The organism is Prevotella sp. P3-122 (assembly GCF_002251365.1).
In the GTDB taxonomy this organism is placed as follows: Bacteria; Bacteroidota; Bacteroidia; order Bacteroidales; family Bacteroidaceae; genus Prevotella.
In genome coordinates this window covers 43,244-67,509 of sequence record NZ_NPJH01000044.1, presented here as the reverse complement: position 1 = coordinate 67,509, position 24,266 = coordinate 43,244, and the positions used below count along the sequence as shown (strand labels likewise).

Annotated in this window: 9 protein-coding genes; 8 read left to right on the top strand and 1 reads right to left on the bottom strand. The window is 51.4% G+C overall.

Annotation, left to right across the window (positions count from 1 at the left end; genetic code table 11):
- Window positions 1–14 precede the first annotated feature (14 nt).
- The 8 genes from CIL02_RS08495 to CIL02_RS08460 all read left to right on the top strand — a co-directional run bounded on the left by CIL02_RS08495 (window position 15) and on the right by CIL02_RS08460 (window position 21,666).
- Window positions 15–3,674, top strand: coding sequence for a hypothetical protein (locus tag CIL02_RS08495; RefSeq protein ID WP_141210178.1), 3,660 nt, complete (start codon window positions 15–17; stop codon window positions 3,672–3,674).
- Window positions 3,675–4,016: 342 nt separating this feature from the next.
- A complete protein-coding gene (locus CIL02_RS08490) occupies window positions 4,017–5,879 on the top strand; it encodes a hypothetical protein (protein ID WP_094400870.1) in 1,863 nt (620 codons plus the stop codon).
- Between the two features lie 14 nt (window positions 5,880–5,893).
- Window positions 5,894–6,073 carry a hypothetical protein gene (locus CIL02_RS08485; protein WP_094400868.1) on the top strand — a complete coding sequence of 60 codons (180 nt, stop codon included), beginning with the start codon at window positions 5,894–5,896 and terminating at the stop codon, window positions 6,071–6,073.
- 214 nt (window positions 6,074–6,287) lie between these two features.
- Entirely contained in the window at window positions 6,288–10,580 is a 4,293-nt protein-coding gene (locus CIL02_RS08480; RefSeq protein WP_141210177.1) for a DUF6055 domain-containing protein, read from the top strand.
- A 257-nt stretch (window positions 10,581–10,837) separates the two neighbouring features.
- Window positions 10,838–13,204: a beta-galactosidase gene (locus CIL02_RS08475; RefSeq protein ID WP_094400864.1), complete on the top strand. Its 2,367-nt coding sequence runs from the start codon at window positions 10,838–10,840 to the stop codon at window positions 13,202–13,204.
- A 51-nt stretch (window positions 13,205–13,255) separates the two neighbouring features.
- Window positions 13,256–16,336: a glycoside hydrolase family 88 protein gene (locus tag CIL02_RS08470; RefSeq protein WP_094400862.1), complete on the top strand. Its 3,081-nt coding sequence runs from the start codon at window positions 13,256–13,258 to the stop codon at window positions 16,334–16,336.
- A gap of 53 nt (window positions 16,337–16,389) precedes the next feature.
- Window positions 16,390–17,910: a glycoside hydrolase family protein gene (locus CIL02_RS08465; protein ID WP_141210176.1), complete on the top strand. Its 1,521-nt coding sequence runs from the start codon at window positions 16,390–16,392 to the stop codon at window positions 17,908–17,910.
- Between the two features lie 54 nt (window positions 17,911–17,964).
- Window positions 17,965–21,666 carry an ATP-binding protein gene (locus CIL02_RS08460; protein WP_094400858.1) on the top strand — a complete coding sequence of 1,234 codons (3,702 nt, stop codon included), beginning with the start codon at window positions 17,965–17,967 and terminating at the stop codon, window positions 21,664–21,666.
- A gap of 16 nt (window positions 21,667–21,682) precedes the next feature.
- On the opposite strand, the gene CIL02_RS08455 is transcribed toward CIL02_RS08460, so the two are convergent.
- On the bottom strand, window positions 21,683–24,250 hold the full coding sequence (locus CIL02_RS08455) for a glycosyl hydrolase 115 family protein (RefSeq protein WP_240513599.1): 2,568 nt from the start codon (window positions 24,248–24,250) through the stop codon (window positions 21,683–21,685).
- Window positions 24,251–24,266 lie beyond the last annotated feature (16 nt).

The window sequence follows — 24,266 nt, the reverse complement described above, 5'->3', positions numbered from 1 at the left end:
TATTTTTCATTATTATGAAGAAACTACTCTTTTCTTGTGTCATGCTGCTTGCGGGAACATCCGTACAGGGTGCTGTTGGTGACGACATCACCGGCAAGTACCTGAAGAATGCCGATTTCAGCCAGGACACACCCGTCGAGGGGCGTATCTGCACCTACGACTACGACATGGAGAAGGGAGGCTACACGCTCTATGGTCAGCAGGCCGTGACAGGATGGACAGCCCCCACTCTGAGTGACAACACCAATAACCCCGATCGTAAAGACGATTGCAATGCCCGAGCCGCCGGTGTCTTCGCCATCGGTGCCTACAATGAACAGGGCAACCATAAGGCCGAGCTGGGTGGCGCATACTATGCGCCCGACTCCAATTCTTCCGGACAGGAAGGCACAGGCAATGCCCTCGGCATGGTGGCTGTGTGGGGCTCGCGCCAGCAGTACACACAGAGCGTCACGCTGCCTGCCGGTGCCTACACCATTCAAATTCCTGTTTGGAATGCAGGCGGCACAGGCGAGGTGGCTGCTAATCTTTGCGGCTTCATTGCCGAGGGAGGCAAAGCGTTTGTAGTCAACAGAACGTCATGGGAAGCCAACAGCGAATGGATGACCGACGAGGTCACATTCGTGCTCGATGAGCCTACCACAGGTGTCATCTCGCTGGGCTATACCGCTGATCTCAACAAGGGTTCCGGGTCGATGCCTCATTTATTCTTCGATTACATCAAGATTATCGAGGCGGATGCCGCTGCCATCATTAAGGCGCAGATTGATGCCGTCAAGGAAGAGCAGCTGCTGCCCCTCATCGAGACAGGTAAAGAACTTGGAGTCGATGTCAGCGCCTCACAGGCCGTCTATGACAACCCCAACGCCACCATGGAACAGGTGCAGCAGGCCATTGAGGACCAAAAGGCAGCCAATGCCTCTAAGATGACCGACTTCACCGACTTCTTCATCAGCAACGCACACTTCACCAACGGCACTCCGCTCGATAATGGTGTATGCACCTATGCCAAGGATAAAAATGCGAACAGCACCCCCTATTCTGGCATGCAGCCAATACCTGATTGGACTCCCAATGCGCCAGACGCAGATGGCATTGCCTCTGGTCTGTTTGCCGTGGGTTCTGGCGAGACAGCATGGCTGGGTGCCAAGGGCAAGGGGTTCGTGCCACCTGCAACGAAAGCCAACGGCGATACGCAGGGCAATGTCTTGGGTTTAGTAAGTTGCTGGGGAGCTACGGCATACTACAGCCAGCAGGTCACACTCCCTGCCGGTTCCTACACCATCACCATTCCCACATACAACTCCGTAGGCGGCACCACAGCCATCGCCAAAAACCTTTGCGGATTTATCGGCGATAACGGTGAGGAGTATCTGGCGGAAACCACCGTGTTCCCCATCAACAAGTGGACCAAAGAGATCATCAAGTTCACCCTCGAGGAGGAGACCTCAGGAATAATTTCCATTGGATATACGGCCAGCAACAATGGCTCTGGCTCTATGCCTCACCTCTTCATCGACGAGTTCACGCTAACCTTCAACGGTGTTACTGACATTAATCCCAGCCTCGTCGCCCTACGTGGTGCCATCATCAATGCCAAGAACACCCTGCAGAGTGAAGATCCGTACGAGAGAGCCCTACAGACAGAACTCGAGAAAGCCATCAATGACGGACAACAGTTGGTCAACGCACAGAGCGCCGATGTCGAGTCAAACATTGCTGCCACTACATCCATCAACAACATCGTCAGAAGCATTCGCACCAGCATTGACAAGTATGCCAAGTTGCATGCTTTCATAGAAGGCGAGATGACCGACGCCATCAACCGCTACAGTGGTACGCATGACATGCAGGACTTCGCCGGGCAACTGGCCAGCGACAAGAGCGAATATCTGGCCAACTACGAGAGCGGAGCCTACACGGCACAGCAAATCGATGATATCATAACGGCATTCAACGGCCGCGTGAAAGAGGCTGTCAAGAACGCCTTCGACGCTGCTGTAGCCGCTGGCGATGGAGGTCACGACGTAGATATCACACCTATTATCGCCCAAAACCTCAGTTTCTCGGACATGAGCATTGAGGGCTGGCAGTTTGAAGGTACCAGTGGTAAGTTTGCGAGCCAGCAGTCTGGCGTTGTCGAGGTATGGGGTACGCAACCACTCAGCTTCACCGCCTACACCGTCATTGACAACCTCCCTGCTGGTGTTTACCGTATCAGCGCTCCTGGCTTCTACCGCAATGGTAGCATCACAGCCAATTATGAGGCATACGCAAATGAGGAACCCATCAAACCTGCCTACCTCTTTGCAGGTGGAAATCGTGTGAAGCTCCACAACCAAGCCGAGATGGCTGCCGTTGAGCCGGACGACCTGCACAACACCACAGTTGGCGACGTCTATTTGCCCAACGGACAGGCCATGGCACAAGCTCTCTTCTATTATAGCAATGACTACGACCTCGACAACACCGTCTTAACGGTACTGCATGAGGATGGTTCACTCACCATCGGCACCACGGCCGACAACCTCGATGATGGCGGTTCGTGGGTATGCTGGGGCGCACTGACCATCACCTACTTGGGGCACGACGCTGACATCGCTTCGCAACTGGTCAATGAGGAGTTGGCCTCGCTCATCGAGAAGGCCAGCGTACTGGGAGTCAACGACTACGTTACCCTCATCGACGAAGCCTGCAACAAGCTCGACAAGGCTGTTGAGGCAGGTGAGGATGCCATCGAATCCACCGCCATGGCTGACAAACTTGCGGCAGTAGAGGTATTGAAATCATCTGTTGAATATGCCGGACGCTGCGAGTCTGTTCTCAACAAATGGATTGAGATATGCACCCTGTACCAGAACATCAAGGCGTGGGCTGACGAAGATGGCGACTTCCTCAGCAACGACAAGACTCTCCAAGCGCTACTCGACCGCGATCCCGAGGACGGTGCATATAGCATTGAGGAGGCTGAGCAGATTATCGCCTCATTCCCAAAGGCATGGAGTAACTACGTCTTTGCACAGGATGGCATCGCTGCTGCTACGGAGAACAATCCCTTTGACGTTTCCTACGTCATTGTCAACAACAGTTTCGAGAACCTCGATGAGGATGGTATCGGACTGAGTGTTTGGAACGTAGAGTCGATGAACAACGATACGGGTATCCGTTCAAACGAGACCAACAGCTACATGATGGAGGGCTCTGATGGCCACTATCTCTTCAACACTTGGGACGGTCCCAATCGTGGCTATGCCATCGAACAAGACGTTTTCCTGCCCGAAGGTTATTATACACTGAAGTGTACCGTTGCAGGCGATGCTGACAAGACTATCCGTATGCATGCCGGAGAGGCTATAAGCGAACTGACCTTTGCCGATGGTACAGATGAAGAGGGCAACTCCGTAACATCGAAGACGCTCGGTCAGGAGATTATGTTGGTCTTCGACAGTAAGGGGGAGACCATCAACCTGGGACTCTCTACCACTAACGCATGGTACAAGGCCGACAACTTCCGGCTCTTCTACATGGGCACCGCAGTTCCCACTGGCATCGATGAGGTAACAGCCACGGCTCCTATCGCCCGTAGTGGCATCTATGACCTCAGCGGTCGCCGGGTTGGTAAAGTGCAGAAGGGACTTTACATCATCGATGGCAAGAAGGTCATAGTGAAGTAAATCATTTTTGTACTTGATCTGGAATAATCCTTCAGGGTGCAATTCAAAGCGAATTGCACCCTTTTTCTGCCCTTAACAACAGTCTTTTGGCTCATTTGTTACAAGACTACCATTCTATGTTACGAAGCGCTATCATTTTATATTATATTTATTTCTATCTTTGCAGCGTTTTTAATTGTTTCCTCAAAATATAATAATTAGTTAAGGTTAAGTTAGATAATTTAGGTTTTTGTTTGGATGGGATGCATGAGCCACCCTGGCTCTGCATTCCATTTGCAATCCTAAGAGCTCTATCAGAAAAAACATCATTAAAAATTTAAATCATTATAAATCTAAATCATTATGAATCTTAAAAAACTTATCACATTGACGGCAATCGCAGTCTTGACAGAAAACGTCTATGGACAGACCGAGAACCTATTACAAGGATGGGATGGTACAGGGTGTGAAATAGCGAATCCCATACCAAGTCAGTTTGGATGGACATCGAGCGAAAACAGAACATTTCGAGAAGAAAATGCTGGTGGAGGCATCCGTTTCACAACTACTTATAAAGATTACAAACTCTCTGACGGAACGTCATACACTTACGACGCAGATTCAAATCCCAGCAAAATCTTCTGGATTAGATACAATACGAGTGGTGAGTCGTTCACATATACAACGAATTCCTATAAGCTCGAAGCAGGTCATACCTACAAATATAGTGCATTGGTCGGTTGGCATAATAATTCCAGTGCTCCAACACTGACAACAAAGATAAAGGCTGGCGACAAAGAACTGGCAACAGTTAGCAGCAACTCTATTAGTGTAAAGCAAACTTTGTATCTAATAGAAAAGACTTTCAAGGTGAGTGATGATGTTGATGCAACTTCTTTTTCTGTTTCATTTACTTGCAATAGAACTGGCGACTGCATGATTGCACTTTCTGCATTATCTATTGTCGAAGTAGCGCCAAAAGAAGAACTAAAAGCTATAATAGATGGCTTCAAAGTGCCTACAACGAACGTCGGTGATGATGCTTTCAAATATCCCACAGATGGAATAAAAACAATTAACGACGCTCTTCAGGTAGCGCAACAGGTCTACGATGATAATGATGCAACGATAGGTAATGTCAATGAACAGATTGCCATTGTCAGGAACCTCACCATTCCCGCATTGAATAGCCCTGCTGCAAATACTCGTTATTCTATTAAAAATGTCTCTTTGGGATATCAACTTCCAAATAAAGCCATGACGTTGACAAATGATCGCAATGACGCTGGCGGTTATAATGTGCGTTACTTTGCGGATCCAAACAGCAACTATGGACAGGCGTTTGAGTTCACTTCTGTCCCTGATAAAAAAGACACATACTATCTTAGTCAGACAGACAAGGACGGGAATACTCGATATCTTTGTTTAGGAAGCAAATATGATGGAGGTACCATATTTCAAATTCGTACCACAACCACCAAGGATGATGCCGCCGAATTCCGTGTAATTCCTATGGATGAAGAAAACAATTGGAGAATAATAAATGTTGAAGCTAATATTGAATTAGGAGCTAATGGCAACAACGACAATGGCGTGTATACTACTCGCAATTATTATCGTATGGTTATCGCCCCAGCCGAAAAGGCACAAGCTACATTGAAGGTCGTTACGGGCGTTAAGTATGGTACATTCATCGCCCCCTTCAAGGCAAATAAACCTGAGAACGTAACACTTTACAGCGTTGAAGCGGTGAATGGCTCCACGTTGACATTGGAAGAGGCTTATGAAATTGCTGCCAATACTCCTTACATCGTATACGCAGATGACGAGAATACTATCAGCGTGACTCTCCAAGGATACGGCACAGCTTATAAAGATACTTATGAGGCAGGCCTGCTCGTAGGTACTCTGCCTGGTGGCGAGATGACTCTTGGCACAGACTGCTATCTGTTGCAAAAGAACAAGGGTGTGGTTGGCTTCTACCAGTGTGATCCAGCCCTGAGCTACAAGCTGGGCGCCAACCGTGCCTACCTGAAGTACGACAACGAGCCTTCTGCAGGTGTCAAGGCCTTCTTCTTCGGTGAGGAGAACCAAACGACAGCCATAACAACCCTCAGCGAACTGATGAATGGAAAGGCTGAAATCTACGACCTCAATGGCCGCAAGTTGTGGAAGCTCGAGAAGGGCATCAACATCGTGAATGGCAAAAAAGTAATCATCAAATAACACAATAAATAAAAATGAAAAAGACGTATAAAGCACCCATTTTGCGCATCTGCGTTATCTCAGAGTCTGCCATGTTGTGCACAAGTGCACCTAATATAGTTAACAACGGCAATGCCACCTACGACAGAACTGGCGGTGACGATGGAACAGACAGCTACGTGAAGGCTCATAGCATCTGGGACAAGGAGTGGTAACAAGCGGCATTCCCGTCAGGGAAACTACGCTTAAAACCTAAGTGAGAACAACATGGTTGTCATAGTGCTGCAAAGTTGCCTATGGCAACCATTTATTGTGTTTTCGCATATAGCCAAATGATACCATATTACCATTCTTTGATACAAAAGAACAGTGTCCAAATAGAAGAAATACCTTAATTTTGCAACCAGAACGAACTAAACAGATATTAACATGAAAACAGGAAAAGGACTATTACGCTTGGCCTTGTGGCTGACAGCAGCCATTGGCTGCCAAAACAGTTGGGCCGACACCGATGTTACAGAACTCTTTCTCGAGAACTGGGGCTTCGACACAGAACTGAACTACGGTGCGGAGGCTACGGGCAACGTGGTTAAGGAAATCAAACAAGTGCCAGGCTGGACACAGGACCACGACGTGGACTACACCATCGTGGGTACGTATGCGTTTGGCACGAAGAAAACGTTCAACGGCAGCGGACGTATACCCGCCACGGGCTACGACGGGTCAGCGGGCTGTCTGGCACTGAGTACGGGGTGGGGCGTGTCGCTCCTCTACAGTCAGGAGGTGACGTTACCCAATGGCAGTTACTACCTCAGTGCGGCTTGGTACAATGGCAGCGACAAGACTGCTGGCAAGAGCCAACTGGCATGGATACCGGCATCGGGCACTGGAGCTACGTCGAAAGTCTCCAGTTTCCCCCTTAATAAGTGGACTACTGAGAAGGTAGCCTTCACGCTGACGTCTCAGACGAGCGGCAAGGTGCAGCTGGGCCTGCAGGCTGTGGATGGCGGTAGTGCCAACACGGCCAAGGTTGTGTTGGACTATGTAAAGATATTCATGACGGACGACGCTCAGGCACTGACCCTCGTACACAACTACCTGGGCAAGGCTCTAACCGAGGCCAAAAAGGTAGCTGGCACGGGTGCGGGTGTCGGTCTTGACGCACTGCAAGGGCTGATAGCCGAGGCACAAGCCGTATATGATGGCGGCACTGCCTCCTTCACTGAACAATTGGCAATGCGCAACAGGCTGTTGGCTGCTACGGAGCAGTACCAGTGGGCAAACGCTTCGTCCACGAATCCACTGAATATAACAGACCGCTACATAGTGAATCCCAGCTTTGAGGACGGTACGAAGGGATGGGCGACGGGCGGCATGTCACGACAATCGAATAGCAATTTCACCAAGAAACAGGGTACATATTATATGGAGAAGTGGACGGGTATTGGCAGTCGCATCTCGGATGTAGACCTGAACCAGAAGCTAAGCGGAATGCCCACAGGAAAGTATCGTCTCACGGCCAACGCCCTGCATATACAGCAGAGCGGAAGCGGGAGCGTGCAGAACACAGGAAGCGCACAGACGGGCGGTTGGCTTTATGCTGGCAACTACAAGACGGCTATCACGCGCATGGACAGTTACTCGCTTGACTTCACGGTAGGTCAGGAAGATGGTGAAGTGGCTGTGGGTGTACGTAGCGAAGGTGCTACGGGCAACTGGCTGACGTGTGACAACTTCACGTTGTATTATTTAGGCAGTGTTGATGCCAATGCCCTGCGCAGTTACTTAGAGGCAGAATGCAATGTGGCTGACGAACTGCTGATGGGCAGAATGCAAAGTTCGGTGCGCGCTCAGCTCACGAGTGTACTGGCCGAGGCCAAGAATGTGCTGGCCGACAAACAAGCATCCGACGAGGCCATACAGCAGGCTACAAAAGCCCTTAAGGAGACAAACGCCCTGGCTACGGCATCGGCAGCCCGCTATGAGGCACTTGACAAGCAATTGACTTACGCCCAAAAGGTGCTTGGCTGGTGGAAGGGTGTGGTCTACCGACAGACCAACTGGGACAAGTTGCAGACTGCCATCACAACGGCCGACTCGCAAGTGAACGACGAGGCATTGAGCGACGAGGCACTGGCCTCTGCCCTTAGCGCACTCACCACGGCCACGAAGGCTGTTGACAAAAGTGTGTACGAAAGCGGCAGTGCCGTGGGTAAGGGAGATGCGTTGAACAATCCGGACAACACGTGGTGCAACGAGCGCAGCATGCAGTCGAAGCATTGGATTGTGTACTGGGAGAAAGGCTATGGCAGCAGCGTACCTTCAAACGTAGAAGAAGTGCTTGCAAACTGCGACAAGTATTTCGAACTGTATGCCGACAAGCTGGGTTTCATCAAAGTGAACGAGGGCAAGTCGAAGACAGACAAGTACAAGATGATTATCAGGTTGAAATACAAGGACGAATGGGAGGCCAATGGCAGTGGCATCGACAACCAGATTGGCATGCTGACGCTCTCGCGCTGGGCTTTCGGCTCTCGTGGCGGACAAACGGCTGCTCACGAGGTGGGGCACTGCTTCCAGTATCAGGTACACTGCGACAAGGGAGACTGGAACGGATGGATGTACAACTGGACAAACAGTCCTGGCGGCAACTGCTTCTGGGAGATGTGTGCACAGTGGATGGCTTACCAATACTATACTGGGCAGAAATTCAGCAACGAGTGGCTCAACAATTCACTCAACAACATGCACAAGCATGTGCTGGACGTTGGCATGCGCTATGAGAACTACTTCATGCAGGACTATCTGGTGGACAAGCAGAAGGATATGACTTTCATAGGCCGCCTGTGGAATGAGTGCAAGGACCCCGAGGATCCACTGCAGACCTACATGCGCATCACTATGACAGGAACGGCGGCCGAGAAGTTGAGCCTGCTCGGAGACGAGATGTGGGAAATGGGCGCACGCATGGCGACATTCGACTTCGACCACCTGCGCACGGCAGGTGCAGGCACCATCGGTAAGCGCAACCAGGCGAATATGATCAAGGGGGATGACCTGTTCTGGACCATTAGCCCGAGCAATGCCCCCGAGAACTTCGGCAACAATGCCATAAAGCTGAACGTGCCGGCCACACAGAAGAAGCTGGTGGCCGAGTTTGAGGGAATGGGACAGACAAGCGGCTACCGCAGCTATAAGCCCGAGGCGGCCGGATGGCGAGTTGGCTTTGTGGCACTGAAGACCGACGGTACACGTGTATATGGCGATATGGCTCGCGCCACGCTCAAGGACAACAAAATACGAGTGGAGTTTGAATGTCCTGCCGGAACAAAAAACCTGTGGCTCATCGTATCGGGTGCGCCCACCACATACTGGTGCCGTGGATGGGGTGACAACCTCACACACGAACAGTGGCCCTACAGGGTACGCTTCTTCAACACAAATCTGCTGAATGAGCCTACTACGCTGACTGTCGAGGAGGATGTTGCCAGTGCCAAAGCCAGACTGAGGCAGTTGGCCAATGCCTATAAGGTGCCCACTGCGAACATCGGCAACAAGCCGTTCCAATACAACGCCCAGAGCGTTGAGACGCTCAAGAGTAGTATTGAGTCGTACAAGGAGATTGCTGACAAGGAGGATGCCACATTGGACGAACTCAACGAAGCAATCATGCAGATAGCAATACTGCCCATGCCTGAGCTGAACCAGCCTGAAGCAACGATGCGCTTTACCATCACCAATGTGACGGATGGCTTCAATGCACGAGGCAAGGCTGTGACGTACATCAACGACCGTGAGGATGAGGGTAATTACAGCATTCGATACCTTGCAGCAGCCAATGCCAACTATGCCCAGGCATTCTGCTTTACTCCCGTAGCCGGCAAGAAGGATTGCTACAACCTCAGCCAGACGGACAAGGACGGCAAGGTACGCTATCTCTGTCCCGGTACAGTGTATGGTGGCAACAGCCAGCAGATACGTACCACCACAGTCAAGGCACAGGCAGGCGAATACATCGTAAACGCGATGAGCACCGAGGGCAACTGGTACCTGTGGAACGTTGCGGCCAATAACTATGTGAGTGCCAACAGCAGCAATTCGGACAATGGGGTGTATACCTCAGGCTCGTTCTACAAGATGTCCATTGCCGATGCACAGAAAGCCGTGGTTGACGTGAAAACAGACGGCACTGAGCGCTACAGCACAATCATAGTATCCTTCAAGGCCAAAATTCCCGAAGGCCTTACGGCATACAGCGTGGCTGGCACAGAGGGCGACATGCTGACGCTGCGTGAGGAGACGGTCATCGAAGCCAATACACCTTATATAATATATAGCAACTCGCCACAGAGCATCGTGCTCGAGGATTACGGCACAGCTTCGCAGAACACCTACTCTGCCGACTATCTGACGGGAGTGCTTTCTGCTACGAGCCTGCGACTGGGCACCAGCAACTATACGCTTACAACCGTGGATGGCGTGACGGCATTCCACCAGTGTGAGGGTACAATCTATAACCTGGATGCCAATACGGCCTACCTTACACTGGCGGGACAGGATGCCAAGCAGACATATTACCTCGACGATAATCACACAGCCATCGAACCTATTGAGGCACTTGTCAGCGGCAAAACAAGCATCTATGACCTTAATGGCCGCAAGCTGAGCAAACTCAGAAAGGGCATCAATATCGTCAACGGACGAAAGGTTCTTGTAAAGTAACTCAAATTTTCAAAAGTAGTAAAAAGGAGATATGAGAAGTTATTTTATAGGGAGTTAGAAGAATTTATAAGGAGATTTAGGGAGTTTAAAGACAATTCTTTTGCAAACGAGAGCAGAGCCAAACTCGTTTGAGCTATGCCGAGTGCAGCTAAAGAATCGACGAAGACAATAGTAAAGCATACGTCATTTATCTCCCTTTATCTCCTCTTTATCTCCTCTTTACTACTTGCTAAAGTAGATAAGACAGTATTACAACAATGATAAAACGTTCTATTTTGCTGCTTGCAGCACTTCTGACCATCTCGTCGCAATTGTTCTGCGCTACGGCTGTACCAGACAATAAGTCGGGTAGTTTTGAGTTCGGGAACAAGGCGTTCCTACTGAACGGCAAACCCTTTGTGGTGAAGGCTGCCGAGGTGCACTATCCTCGCATACCGCGTCCGTATTGGGAACAGCGCATCAAGATGTGCAAGGCGTTAGGCATGAATACGCTTTGTGTCATCGTGTTCTGGAATATCCACGAGCAACGCATGGACGAATTCGACTTCACTGGCAACAACGACCTGCGTGCCTTCATCAAGTTGGCACAAAAGAATGGTATGAAGGTCATACTGCGCCCAGGCCCCTATATCTGTGCCGAATGGGAAATGGGCGGACTACCATGGTGGCTGCTCAAGAAGAAGGACATACGGTTGCGCGAGCAGGATCCGTTTTTCATCGAACGACTGACAAAGTTTGAGCAGAAGGTAGCCGAACAGGTTGGCGACCTTACCATAGACAAGGGAGGACCTATCATCATGGTGCAGGTCGAGAACGAATACGGCAGCTACGGCGAAGACAAAGCTTACGTCAGCCAGGTGAGGGACATCATCCGTGAGAGCGGCTTCGACAAGGTGAAGCTCTTCCAGTGCGACTGGAGTTCCAATTTCACCCGCAACGGACTGGACGACCTCCTGTGGACTATGAACTTTGGCACTGGTGCCAACATCGACAATGAGTTTCGCGCACTTCGCCAGTTGCGTCCCGATGGGCCACTGATGTGCTCGGAGTTCTGGAGCGGATGGTTTGACAAGTGGGGCGGACGCCATGAGACTCGAGGCTCACATGCCATGGTTGAGGGCATACGCCAGATGCTGGAACGAGACATCAGCTTCTCGCTCTACATGACCCATGGCGGAACGAGCTGGGGTCATTGGGCGGGTGCCAACTCGCCTGGCTTCGCGCCCGACGTGACGAGCTACGACTACGATGCACCTATCAACGAGGCGGGACAGGCCACTCCGAAATACCATGAACTGCGCGACGTGATGGCAAAATACAACCAGGGGAGAAGGCTTCCGCCCTTACCCAAGGCATATCCTACTATCAGCATCCCTAAAGTGAAATTCAGCGAGGTAGCTCCGCTGTACAGCAATCTTCCTGAACCATCGCAGAAGAGCGGCCCGCTGAAGACATTCGAGGATATGGACATGGGGTGGGGATGCTTACTCTATCGCACCACTATACCACAGGCCATAGATGGCGAGAGTATACTGAAAGTGACCGAGGCACACGACTATGCGCAGGTCTTTGTCAATGGCAGATATATAGGCAAAATAGACCGCATCCGCCGGGAATCGACCGTGCACATGCCAACCCTTCACGTGGGTGACGTGCTTGATATCTATGTGGAGGCATTGGGACGCATCAACTTCGGACGCGCCATCAAGGACTTCAAAGGCATCACCGAAAAAGTGGAACTGAGATATACGCTGTCTGACAACTCACTTGTAGATATAGAGCTTCGTGACTGGCAGATATTCTGTCTGCCCGATGACTATCGGGCGCAAGCTCAGATGAAGTACGAGCCTGTCAGCGAAAAAAATCAAGGTGTGCGTGGCAACTACCGTGCAACCTTCAGGCTGAACAAGGTTGGCGACACCTTTATCAACATGGAGAAGTTTGGCAAGGGACAAGTCTATGTCAACGGACATGCCATTGGCCGTTTCTGGCAGATAGGACCACAACAGACACTCTACATGCCAGGATGCTGGTTGAAGAAGGGGGAGAACGAAATCATAGTGACGGACGTAACCGGACCACGTGAGCCTGTCATAGAGGGGCTGCGGCAACCAGTCATAGACAGGCTCAAACTGGAAGGACCACAGACTCACCGACTGCAGGGACAGACACTCGACCTGTCTGGAGAACAGCCCATACATGCAGGAACGCTGAAGAGTGGAAACGGATGGCAGGAGGTAAGATTCGACAAACCCGTGAGCGGAAGATACCTCTGTATAGAGGCGCTCAACAGTCATTGGAATCGCGAATACTGCTGCATATCTGAGTTGTATCTGCTTGATGCCAATGGGAAACGGCTTTCTCGTGAGCCATGGTCAGTGGCCTATGCTGACGACGAGGATGTGACGACAGGCAACAAGAATGCCGACAAGGTCTTCGACCTGCAGGAGAGCACCTTCTGGAGCACCAACCGTGGCGTGCCCTTCCCTCATCACATCATCATCGACATGAATCAGGACCAGACGGTCACTGGCTTCCAGATTTTGCCTCGTATGGAGGAAGGAGCACCGGAGAGCATCAAGGATTACAAGGTCTACGTCAAGAGCGAGCCCTTCAGGTATTGACGTGGGAAGAGCGCGCACACCAACATTCTGACACATATTTGATACATAATAATGAAACGCATTTATTCTTTACTTTCATTTGTCGTACTGACCTGTGCACCGGCTCAGCAGGTGCTGGCCAACGTTTATAGTTTTCGTCTGAAAAACGCATTGGGATTTGCCCGGCAGAACGAGACGGTGGAGGTGCAGATTCCGGGAACAGACAAACTCAACGCCATGACGCTGAGTAGTGAAGACGGAAAAGTAATTCCATTCGAGCTGTGCGGGCAACACGGCATACGCTTCCAGTGCTCAATAGCACATGGTAGCACAATGGGGTACGAACTGACAGACGGTACGCGGAAGGCACCCAAGAAGCTGACTTATGCAGCCATCAAGTCGCCATCGAGTCGGAGCGACATAGCGTGGGAGAACGACCGCAGCGCCTATCGTATGTACTCGTCGGTACTTCTACAGAAGGAACCCAACACGGGCAATGGAGTGGACATTTGGGCCAAGAAGAAGAGCGAGAATATTGTGGATGCAATGTACAGTCTGTCGAACTACCACAGCGAAAGCGAGTATGGCGTGGATGCCTTCAGTGTGAATGGCAAGCGCCTTGGCGCTGGTGGTGTAAGCCATGTCGTTGGCGGCAAACTGGTGGTACATGCACCTCACGACAAATGTGTGGTAAACGAAAATGGAGCGTTGGGCAGTTCGTTCACGCTGACCTACAACAACATCGTGGTAGACGGCGTTAGCTATACCAAAACGCTGACCGTCAGCACCACTGCAGGAAGTCTGCTCAATAAGGCTACGGTGTGCTATACCCCCGTCAAGGCGGGTACGGGGAAACCCATGACGCTGGCCGTAGCGCTCTACCAGCACACCGATATGTCGAGTGTAAAAACTGACGGCATAGCCTATACGGAGACACCCGGCGTGGCAGGATGGGCCGAGAATAAGAGCGAAGGCTCGGTGACGAGTACAGGAGCCCGCTTCTATCAAGGCTGTTACGTGCCGGCAGAAGGGACCAGGACGCAGGTCATCGACCACCATCTCTGCGTGACGGTGGACTATCAGCCAGGCACAGAACTGACCTATTACTTTGGTGGTGGATGGAGTGTCTTTCCACAAGGCACGTATACTTGCGATGAAGATTGGTTCGATGCACTCGACCGTTTCAAGGAAACCATAGACCATCCCATCGTAGAGACATCGTGGAAGGAAGATCTGCCGCTGAAGGACGATGTTATAGCTCTGCTCAACAAAGCCAACATGTATTGGCAACAGGGGCATCCCACACATGGCGACCATTTCTGGAATCGTGCCGTGTACCACACCGGCAACATGGAGGCCTACAAGGTGACGGGCGAGCAGCAGTATCTGGACTACTCGGTGGCATGGGCGGAACGCAACAACTACTGGGGACAGACGGGTACGGACAAGAGCCTTTGGAAATTCGGATATGGCGAGTCGGCCGACTATGTACTCTTCGGAGATAACCAGATTTGTTTCCAGATTTATGCCGATCTTTACAATCTGTTGGGTGGTAAGGAAAAGATAGCACGTGCCAGAGAAGTAATGGAATACCAGATTAGCACCGACGAAAGCGGCTACCTATGGTGGGTGGATGGTTTCTACATGGTACTGCCCATCATGACCAAGCTCTACAACATCACGGGCAACCAGCTATACCTGGACAAGATGTATGAGTACTGGCGATGGGGCACCGACCTTATGTGGGATGAAGAAGCAGGCCTCTACTATCGCGACCGCCACTATATTTACCCTGAGCATACGACTGCTTCTGGCAATAAGGACTTCTGGGCACGAGGAGACGGATGGATTTTTGCCGCTCTGGCTCGCGTGCTGGACGAACTGCCCGAGACGGATGCTCACCGTGAGGAGTACATACACTATTATCGTAGACTTGCCGAGAGTCTGGCTTCCTGCCAGCGTATGGACAAGCAGGGCAATGGTTACTGGTGCCGTTCGCTTCTCGACGAACCATACGCCCCGGGCTACGAGACAAGCGGAACTGCGCTCAACACCTTTGGCTTTGCATGGGGCATTAACAACGGCCTGCTCGACGAAAGCAAGTATGGTGCCGTGTTACAGCATGCTTGGCAGTATCTCACGAACATTGCCTTGAAAGACAATGGCTTGGTAGGTTATGTACAACCCATCGGCTCGAACGCGGCCCCAGGCACATACATCAGTGAAAGTCAGACGGCAGACTTTGGCGTGGGTGCCTTCCTGCTGGCTGCAGCCGAGATGAGCCGCTACGCTGTGGGCGAGCAGAGTGCATTGCCGCTACGCGTCACTACAGCAACGATGGCGAATGCCAGCACGATACAGTTCCGACTGAACCAACTTCCTGACGAAAAGGAGCTGCAGTACGAGAATCACTATCTGCTCGATGGCGCACCGATGGACATTGCCTCTGTTACGCACGACGGAACGGGTACCGTCACTATAAATCTGAGCGAACCTCTCGACTACGGACGATACACGTTGACCGTGACCGGCCTGCTAAGTGTGGATGGCGTGGCGATGACGGATGACTACAACAACATGATTGTCAATACCGTGCCCTTCTATGCCAACAAGACTATCAAGAGTGTAACGGCAATAGGTGCACAGAGTGGTAATCCGGCAGTAAATGTCATTGACGGCAAGCTGAGCACACGTTGGAGCCAGGAGGGCAAGATGCAATGGATACAGTTCGACCTGGGCAGCGTGCAATATATCTATGCCGTTGACTTGGCATGGTATCTTGGCAATACCCGAGTGAATTACTTCGACATCAAATGCAGCATAGATGGCATGACATGGACAGAACTCGACATGGACGAAACAAGCAGTGGTATGACCAACGAGGTGGAACGCTACACTTTCGATGTCACCAAGGCTCGCTACGTACGCATCTATTGCAATTGCGCTAGCACGAGCACATGGAACAGCATGACCGAGGCTCGTGTCTGTGTAGTCGATGATATTAATGGCATTGTTTCCGCAACCGATGACAAACTGAATGATGAATCAGTTAGGGTGTATGATTTGCTTGGCCGAAATATAAGCAACTATCAGGTCACAAGTAGTCAAATCATAATAAAAAAAGGAAGAAAAGTGTTTATGAAAAAGAAATAAATGCTTATTTTTGCATAATAATATTAGAAACACATTAGAATGTGGCAAGAAATATGAAAAGATTTGCTTTGTTACTTGTATTTGGCATAATGACATCTGGCATTGCCAAGGCTCAGGTGGAGGAACGCCAACGTCCTGCTGAATGGGAGAAGCTGGTGATGGGTGGACGATACATGGACCGCTTCGAGGCTATGGCTCCGAGCCGCACGGCACGAGCCAACTGGGGAGCCGAGGCGGTACGCCAGCGCTATGTGGACAACGGCATCGAGCAGGATGACGTCAGCTTCTGGGGTGGCAACATCCTGAAGGGTAAGGACGGGCTGTACCACATGTACGTATGCGGATGGCCGGAGAACAGCCGCAAGGGCCACATGTTCTGGCCGAACAGCACGGTGTTTCACGCCACGAGTCAGCAGCTGGGCGGCCCATACAAGGTGCAGAACAGCATCGGCAAGGGACATAACCCTGAGGCATACGTGCTGGACGACGGGCGCATTGTAGTCTATACCATCGACGGCTACTACATCGCCGACAGGCCCGAAGGACCTTGGATGTTCGGCAAGTTCGAGTTTGACCAGCGTGGACACAGAATCATCGAGGGACTAAGCAACCTGACCTTCTGTCGCCGTCAGGACGGCAGCCGACTGATGGTGTGCCGTGGCGGCGGTGTGTGGATAAGCCGTGACGGCCTTAAGCCCTGGCGGCAGATTACCTCTGAGCGGGTCTATCCCAAGGTGGAGGGACGTTTTGAAGACCCCGTCGTGTGGCGCGACTCACTGCAGTACCACCTAATAGTCAACGACTGGCTGGGGCGCGTAGCCTGGTACGAGCGTTCGCTGGATGGCATCCACTGGATTGTAGAGCCAGGCGAGGCCTACACTTATGCCTTCTCACGTCATGAGGATGGTGTTGCCGAACCTTGGTTCAAATATGAGCGTGCCAAGGTCTTTCAGGACGGGCAGGGGCGTGTCGTCCAAATGAACTTCGCCGTGATAGACACCTTGAAGAACGAGGACCGGCCCAACGACACGCACAGCAGCAAGAACATCTGCATCACGATGAACAAGGGCTTACTGCTTGAGGTGCTGAACACCGGGCCCATTACGGCCAAGACGAAGAAGATAGAACTGCGCATCAGGGGTGAGAAGGATTTCGACCCTGCCAAGGAGGTTGACGTGAAGAGTCTTATACTGGGCAGCTACAAGGAGGTGAACTACGGCCGTGGCGCCAAGGCCATCAAGGCGCGTCAGGAGGGCGGCGACCTCATCGTGACTTTCAGCGGCAAGGGTAGTGGCATCGATGCCAACGAATGGGCGCCAAAGCTCATTGGCCGCTCAAAGACTGGCAAGTTGCTGTGGGGCTATGCCCGCCTGCAATACGTCAACTATAATCCTGCCATCCTCTCGCCATCTGCTGCCTACGAGAAGGACGGGCTGCAGTGGGTGGAGGTGGAGAACTTCGGACTTACGGAGAGTGAGCCACAAACCATCACGATAAAGAATGTAAAGAACAAGGAGGTGAGCGTGAGCGTTCCTGCCCTCAAGCCATACGAGAAGAAAGTACTGAAGTTGTAAAGGGGTGTTCTATAAATTCCCACCGTCAAAAGGGTTAAAAAGTTATCTGTCTACATGTTTGCATCGTTTTCCAACCGTTGGACAAGAGCGTTATGGGTGTCAGTCTGTATGCTCATGAGCATTTGCTGCAAAGCACAAGAGAATGACATCGTTACCTACATTCCCAGTATCAAGAACATTCCATGGGGTAGCGTTGCGATGTTCTTTTTCGACAGCGAAGGCTATCTATGGTACAGTACAGAGGAGGGCCTGTGTCGTGACAACGGCTACCAGACTGATGCATTTTGTGCGAATGAGCAAAACCCGAAACTGATACGTTCTAACTACGTGATGGACATTGCTGAGGACGGCAAGGGACACATCTGGTTTTCGACCTCACAAGGAGCGTACATGCTCGACAAAAAGGACTACAGCATACACAGTATCGCTGTGGAGGAGACGCAGCGTGTGCCCATACAGTCCCTTATCGCACTGACCGATGGCACCATCTGGCTATCCACCAGCACAGCCTTGTTTCACCTTGATGCTGACGGACGGCAAAAGCAGAGGATTGATGTCAGAGGACGTGGCAAAAGCCCCAAGTTTGTCAATGCGTTCATGGAGGACAGTCAGCACACTTTATGGTTGGCGCAGAGCAACGGATGCATGTGGCGCTACGACATTAACAAAAAAGATTTCATCCCCTATGTCATGCAGGAGGATGTCGATCCGCAATGTATGGTCGAGGATGTTGACCACGGCTGTTACTGGATTGGCTCATGGGGGAAGGGCATAGTGAAATTCATCCCCAACATGGTAGGCAACCGCGCTACGACAGAACTTCAGCCTGCCACGATGAGCTTGGAGTTTGACGGGATGGACAAGGTGATGGATATAGAACTGGACAGTCATGCCAACATCCTATGGGTGGTCACCACTGGAGGTGTTTTTGCCTATGAAATCGATGCTGACAATAACTTGCGCCTCTCCTCCATCAGCGACAGACTCCCAAAGGGCAAGTATTACTATACTAATATCACAAGTGACAAACACGGAAATCTATGGGTGTCGGGCGCATCGCGTCATTCATTTATGCTACCCAGATACCAGAATGGCATCCGCAAATATGCTGGCCACAAGGTGCTGACGCATGACGAAGACAATCTGCTGGAGACAATCCGACAGAAACATCCAGACGTGCTTAGAGCCGTACAGGACAGACAAGGCAACATTTTCTTCCAAAGCCGGCAGAAAGGACTTTGCATGATACGACGAGGTGACACAAAGGCTGTCCCCCTGTTGCAGGAATACGAGACTTGCTCGACGATGTCACTTCTTAGCGACGGCACACTCATCATAGGTACCAGCATCGGGCGTGTTTATACCTACAACTGCATCATCGACAAGGCTCCACGATATATAGCCGCAGTAAGCAATGCCAACGGAAAGCGCATCCTCGATATCAGGCAGGACGGCAAGGGACACGTTTGGGTTCTTACACGCGACAATGTTAAGGAATGGGACCGGACCACTCAGGGCTACCGTACATTGTACTGCAACCATCCCATGATACGCATGGATCATTTCACGCAGCTGATGTCTGCACCAGGCGACTCGATATGCATCCTCGAAGAGAATAGTTACTGCCACATCTCTCCAACTGACTTCAGCGCATCGCACAAGAGCCTCGCGAAACCATGCGTATCGACCATTGTCATTGACGGACAGAAGCACTTCGTCCGCCCTGAACAGTCAGACATGGACATTGACAGCAAAGCCAACGTAGTAGAACTACATCTCACCACGCTGCAACAGCATCTGGCCGAACAGGTACCGTTTGCCTACCGTCTGACGAGGAAGAGTCTTTTCGGCTCAAGTTCGAAGGACTGGGTGGAACTGCCCATAGGCAGCAACATCATCGTACTGACCTCTCCCGCCAAAGGAGACTACACAGTGGAAGTTCGTGCGACTAACGGACAGGGCATCTGGAACGTGGAGCATGAGGTCTTCAGGTTACACCGTCTGCCTGCGTGGTGGGAATCAGGCTGGGCTTACACGCTATACTTGCTATTGACATTGTCTGTCATCATTGAAATATTCAAGCAATATTCCAAACACGTACAACGCAAGCGCATGACACAAATGGAGGAGCAGCTCACGGAACTGAAATTCCGCTTCTTCACCAACGTCAGCCATGAACTGCGCACGCCACTTACCCTCATTTTGGTTCCCGTAGAACAGATGTTGGCATCGGCATCATCGCTCTCAGAACGAGACCGCAACCGACTTGAGAGCATTCAGCGTAACGCTTTGGAACTGCAACAACTCATCAACCAGCTGCTTGACTTCCGTCGCATGGAATTGGGTGCAGAGCACATCTCGCCACGCAATGCAGACATGGTGCAATTCCTATCGGCTGCCGTAGAGACTTTCCAACCTTTAGCGCAACGCAAACATATTGAACTATGTTATATACATCCCAAAAAGGCACTCTATGCCGCATTTGATCATGAGAAGATGCACCGCATCGTATGGAACCTGCTCAGCAACGCAATGAAATTCACACCTGAAGGGGGACACGTCTGGCTGGAGTTGCAAATAAAACCCGAAGACAACAACCGACTCACAGTGCACGTCAAAGACGATGGCATAGGCATAAAGGCCAACGACGTGCCATATATATTCGACCGCTATTTCCAGTCGGACAACATCAATTCAAAGGGTGGAAGCGGTATCGGCCTGCACATGGTTCGCGAGTTGGTGCGTCTGCATGGTGGAGATGTGGGGGTAGAGAGTCAGGAGGGCAAGGGCTCCGACTTCTGGTTTGAGATACCCTTGGTGTGTGAGCAACACAGCATCAACGAGGACTCTGCTGCACAAACTTCAATTTCTGGGCATGGGGCTGAAGATGATTCTGTTACAGCGCAAGAAGAAACATCCAACACCAGCATAACCCCTAGCATACTTCTTGTAGAAGATAACCTCGAACTGCGTTTACTCATCGCCGAACAACTACGTGACGAGGGGTTTGACGTAAACGAAGCCAGTAACGGGCAGGAGGCTTGGGAACAACTGTCCGCACAGCCCGATACGGAACTCATCATCAGCGATGTCATGATGCCGCTCATGGATGGTTTTGAGCTATGCCGCCGTATCAAGGGCACTGAGAATGTCAGTCACATCCCCGTAATCCTACTTACAGCCAAGACCAGCGATGAAGACCAACTCGAAGGTTACAAGATGGGAGCAGACTGCTACCTCACCAAACCTTTCAGCCCTGCCGTTCTGCTCAATCGAATAAGGCATCTACAGGAACAGCGTAGGGTCACCATGCAACATTTCCAGCATGACGATAGCAAGGAGGTGGCACAATTGACTTATTCGCCCATTGACGAGGAAATTATTACCCGTGCGAAGAAACTCGTCGAGGAACATCTTGCCGACAAGAATTATAACGTAGACCAATTCAGTAGCGACATGTGCGCCAGTCGCATGACGCTTTACCGAAAGATACACAGCATCACAGGATTGTCACCCAGCGACTTCATCATCACTATTAGACTGAAGCATGCTGCTCACCTGCTAAGCACTACTTCGCTCTCGGCTTCTGCCATCTCAGAACGAACCGGTTTCTCCTCTCCAAGTTACTTCACAAAACATTTCAAGAAGTTTTTTGGTGTATTACCTAAGGAATACAGGGGAAAATCCAATTTGCCCTTGGCTTCTGGAAAGCCGCGCGTCCAACTTCAATCGCATAGTGACATTATTGCCGAATAATTTATAGAACCTACCTCTATTGTTTCCCCGCAGAATAGCCAGTCTGCATTTCTATCGGGAACATATAGAACTGTCGTTCTGGCTTATAGTCAATCATCCACTGGTCTATGATGATGTGGTCGTCAAGTGCCGTGATGGTGATGGTATGCGGACCGGCATTGAGTTTGGTGTCTATTGTTCTGATTGCTTGTCCACGCAGGACGTTCTGTTTCCAGCCCTCGGAGCGGAATTTCTCTTTCAGACTGAATGTCGTTGGTGCGCCGCCGTCAATGGTTACAGAGTAGCGCAAGTCACCTTTGTCGTTGGGCTGGGTGGGGATGGCTGCTATTCTCAGCACGCAGGAGTCGGTGCGTGTGGTGTTTATTTGGTATGTCAGGCTTTCTCCCTTTGGCAGAGCCACTGCTTTGTTGCTGTGGCCGAGCAAATCCACTACATATGCTCCTGCTGATGCCGAATGCCATTGGCAGGCGTTACGGACTATGCATCCGTCTGTCTGCAGCTTAGTCTCTATAGGAGCTGCTGGCGCATGGCTGTTCTTGTTGTCCTCGCTAAGTGGGGCAGGAAAGAGTGGCTCGCCGAAGACTGGCAGCTTGCGTGGCGCACAACTCATGCTGCCCCGCCATCTGCCTCCTGACATGCGGTTGTTATAGTATTCTGTCAGCGACAGTATCTCCTGATAGGCGTTGTAGCTGCGTAGGGCAGCGTCGAGAGCCTCTTCGTCGCTGTTGAACGAGTCAGGACGGCCTATGTGGCGTGCCTCCTGTGCCTGCAGGGTCTTGGTAGCCATTGCTGCAGCAGAGAATACGGGATACTTGATGGCAGCGAAGAAGGCGTCGGCCAGTTCGGGGCGTATAAGCTTCTCAGCCTCTGCCACCTGTGCCTTTATGTCCTCATAGCTGTTAAGATAACGCTCAAGCTCGTTGCCGAACTCGTCGGCAGCGAACTCAGTGTCGGACATCGGTGACAGGCCGCGGTTGTATTTCTTCTTGTCCAGCTCCACCTGGCTCCATCCCATGAATTCCGGTCTGCGTATGCCGCACAGGCGGTAGAAGGATTTCATGGCCGGCAACAGCTTGCTGGCGGCAGCCTGTCCGAACTGCTGTGCGAGCCATGCGTGCAGATGGTTGCCGACGGTCGATGGCGAGACGCAGTTGATGTTCCATGCCATATCGAGGAACAGGCTCATTCCGTAGGCAGCAACTTTCGGGTCATGGACATTCAGTATCCACAGGCGGCGTGCGTTGTGGTCGTAGGCTGTCTTCATCTCATTGCATATCAGTCCTGGCTGTGTGGTGGTAAGCCACAGGTAGTCGTGAGGACGTCCCCAATAGCTCAGGTGATAGTACACTCCTGCGCCTCCGCTGCGTTTCTGCTGCAGGCTGTCGGAGAGGCGGGTGAGGTAGCCGTAGTTGTCGTCGCACCACATCAGCGTTACATCGTCGGGCACGCGGAGCCCGTTCTCATATATTTCCAATACTTCCTTGTATGGCACGAACACCTGCGGAATGTCAGCAGGCTTGCGTCCGAGGTGCTTGTGCATGAGCTTCCGTTGCTCGTCAATGACACTCTGCAGGCCATTGAGCTTCTCTTCGGCTGTTTTCACACCCTGCATGGAGCCGTCGTGAATGCCTCTCATGCCAATGGTGTATAGGGCATCCATTGATGCCGTCTCGCGCAGTCGCTCGCTCCAGTATTCGGTGACGTTGTGTCGGTTGGTGATGAAATTGAATGCACCACGCTTTTTCTCGTCCCATTCACCGACATTATTGCGCAGCATAGGCTCACAATGTGATGTTCCTACCACCATGTCGCAGGAGTCGGCCAGTTCCCTGTTACCCTTCACTTTGAAGAAGGCTGTAGTACCCTCGTGCATGGCTGGCCAGAAAGCATTAGCCCGGAGACGCAGCAGGAGGGTGAACAGACGGCGGTAGAAAGGAGGTCCCATCTCACCATCCTTGGCGTGCTTGCCAGAGATGTTCTTGGCCCATACGCGTGACGACCAGTCCTCATCGTTGATGAACACTCCACGGTATTCCACCGACGGCCATTGCCGGGTGAGGAAGCCGTCGGGCAGTGAAAGCGTTGATTTCCTCTCAGGTATGATGTCGCCCCAGTCTGTCCATGGCGATACGCCTGCCATGCGTGACAACTCCAGTATGCCGTATGCCGTGCCACGGCCGTTGCTTCCGATGATGACAATCTTGCCGTTGTAGGTGCTTATGGTGAAGGCATCCTTTCGTGTTATGATGTCTGTGTATTTTATCTTTCGCTTGTCGAGTTCCCTCATCTCCTTGTTGGTTAGCCGGTCAAGCTGGAATATCTCTACTATGGCAGTCTTCCTTGCATGCGCCTTGTGTCCTGTCACTGCTGCCATGTCGTCCTCGAACATCTCAAGGGCAATCTCCACCACAGGCGATGGCTTCTCGCATATACGGTAGGCCACGGGTGCGTTGCCATCGTACCATACGATATCTTTAGCCGTAGAGCTACAGGGTTGTAGGACGATGAGCATTGTCATTGTAGCGGCCTTTGTAAGGGCTGCTTTCATTAGGAATAAAGTCTGTGATAGGATACTATTATTCATGTTTGGTTTATAATCG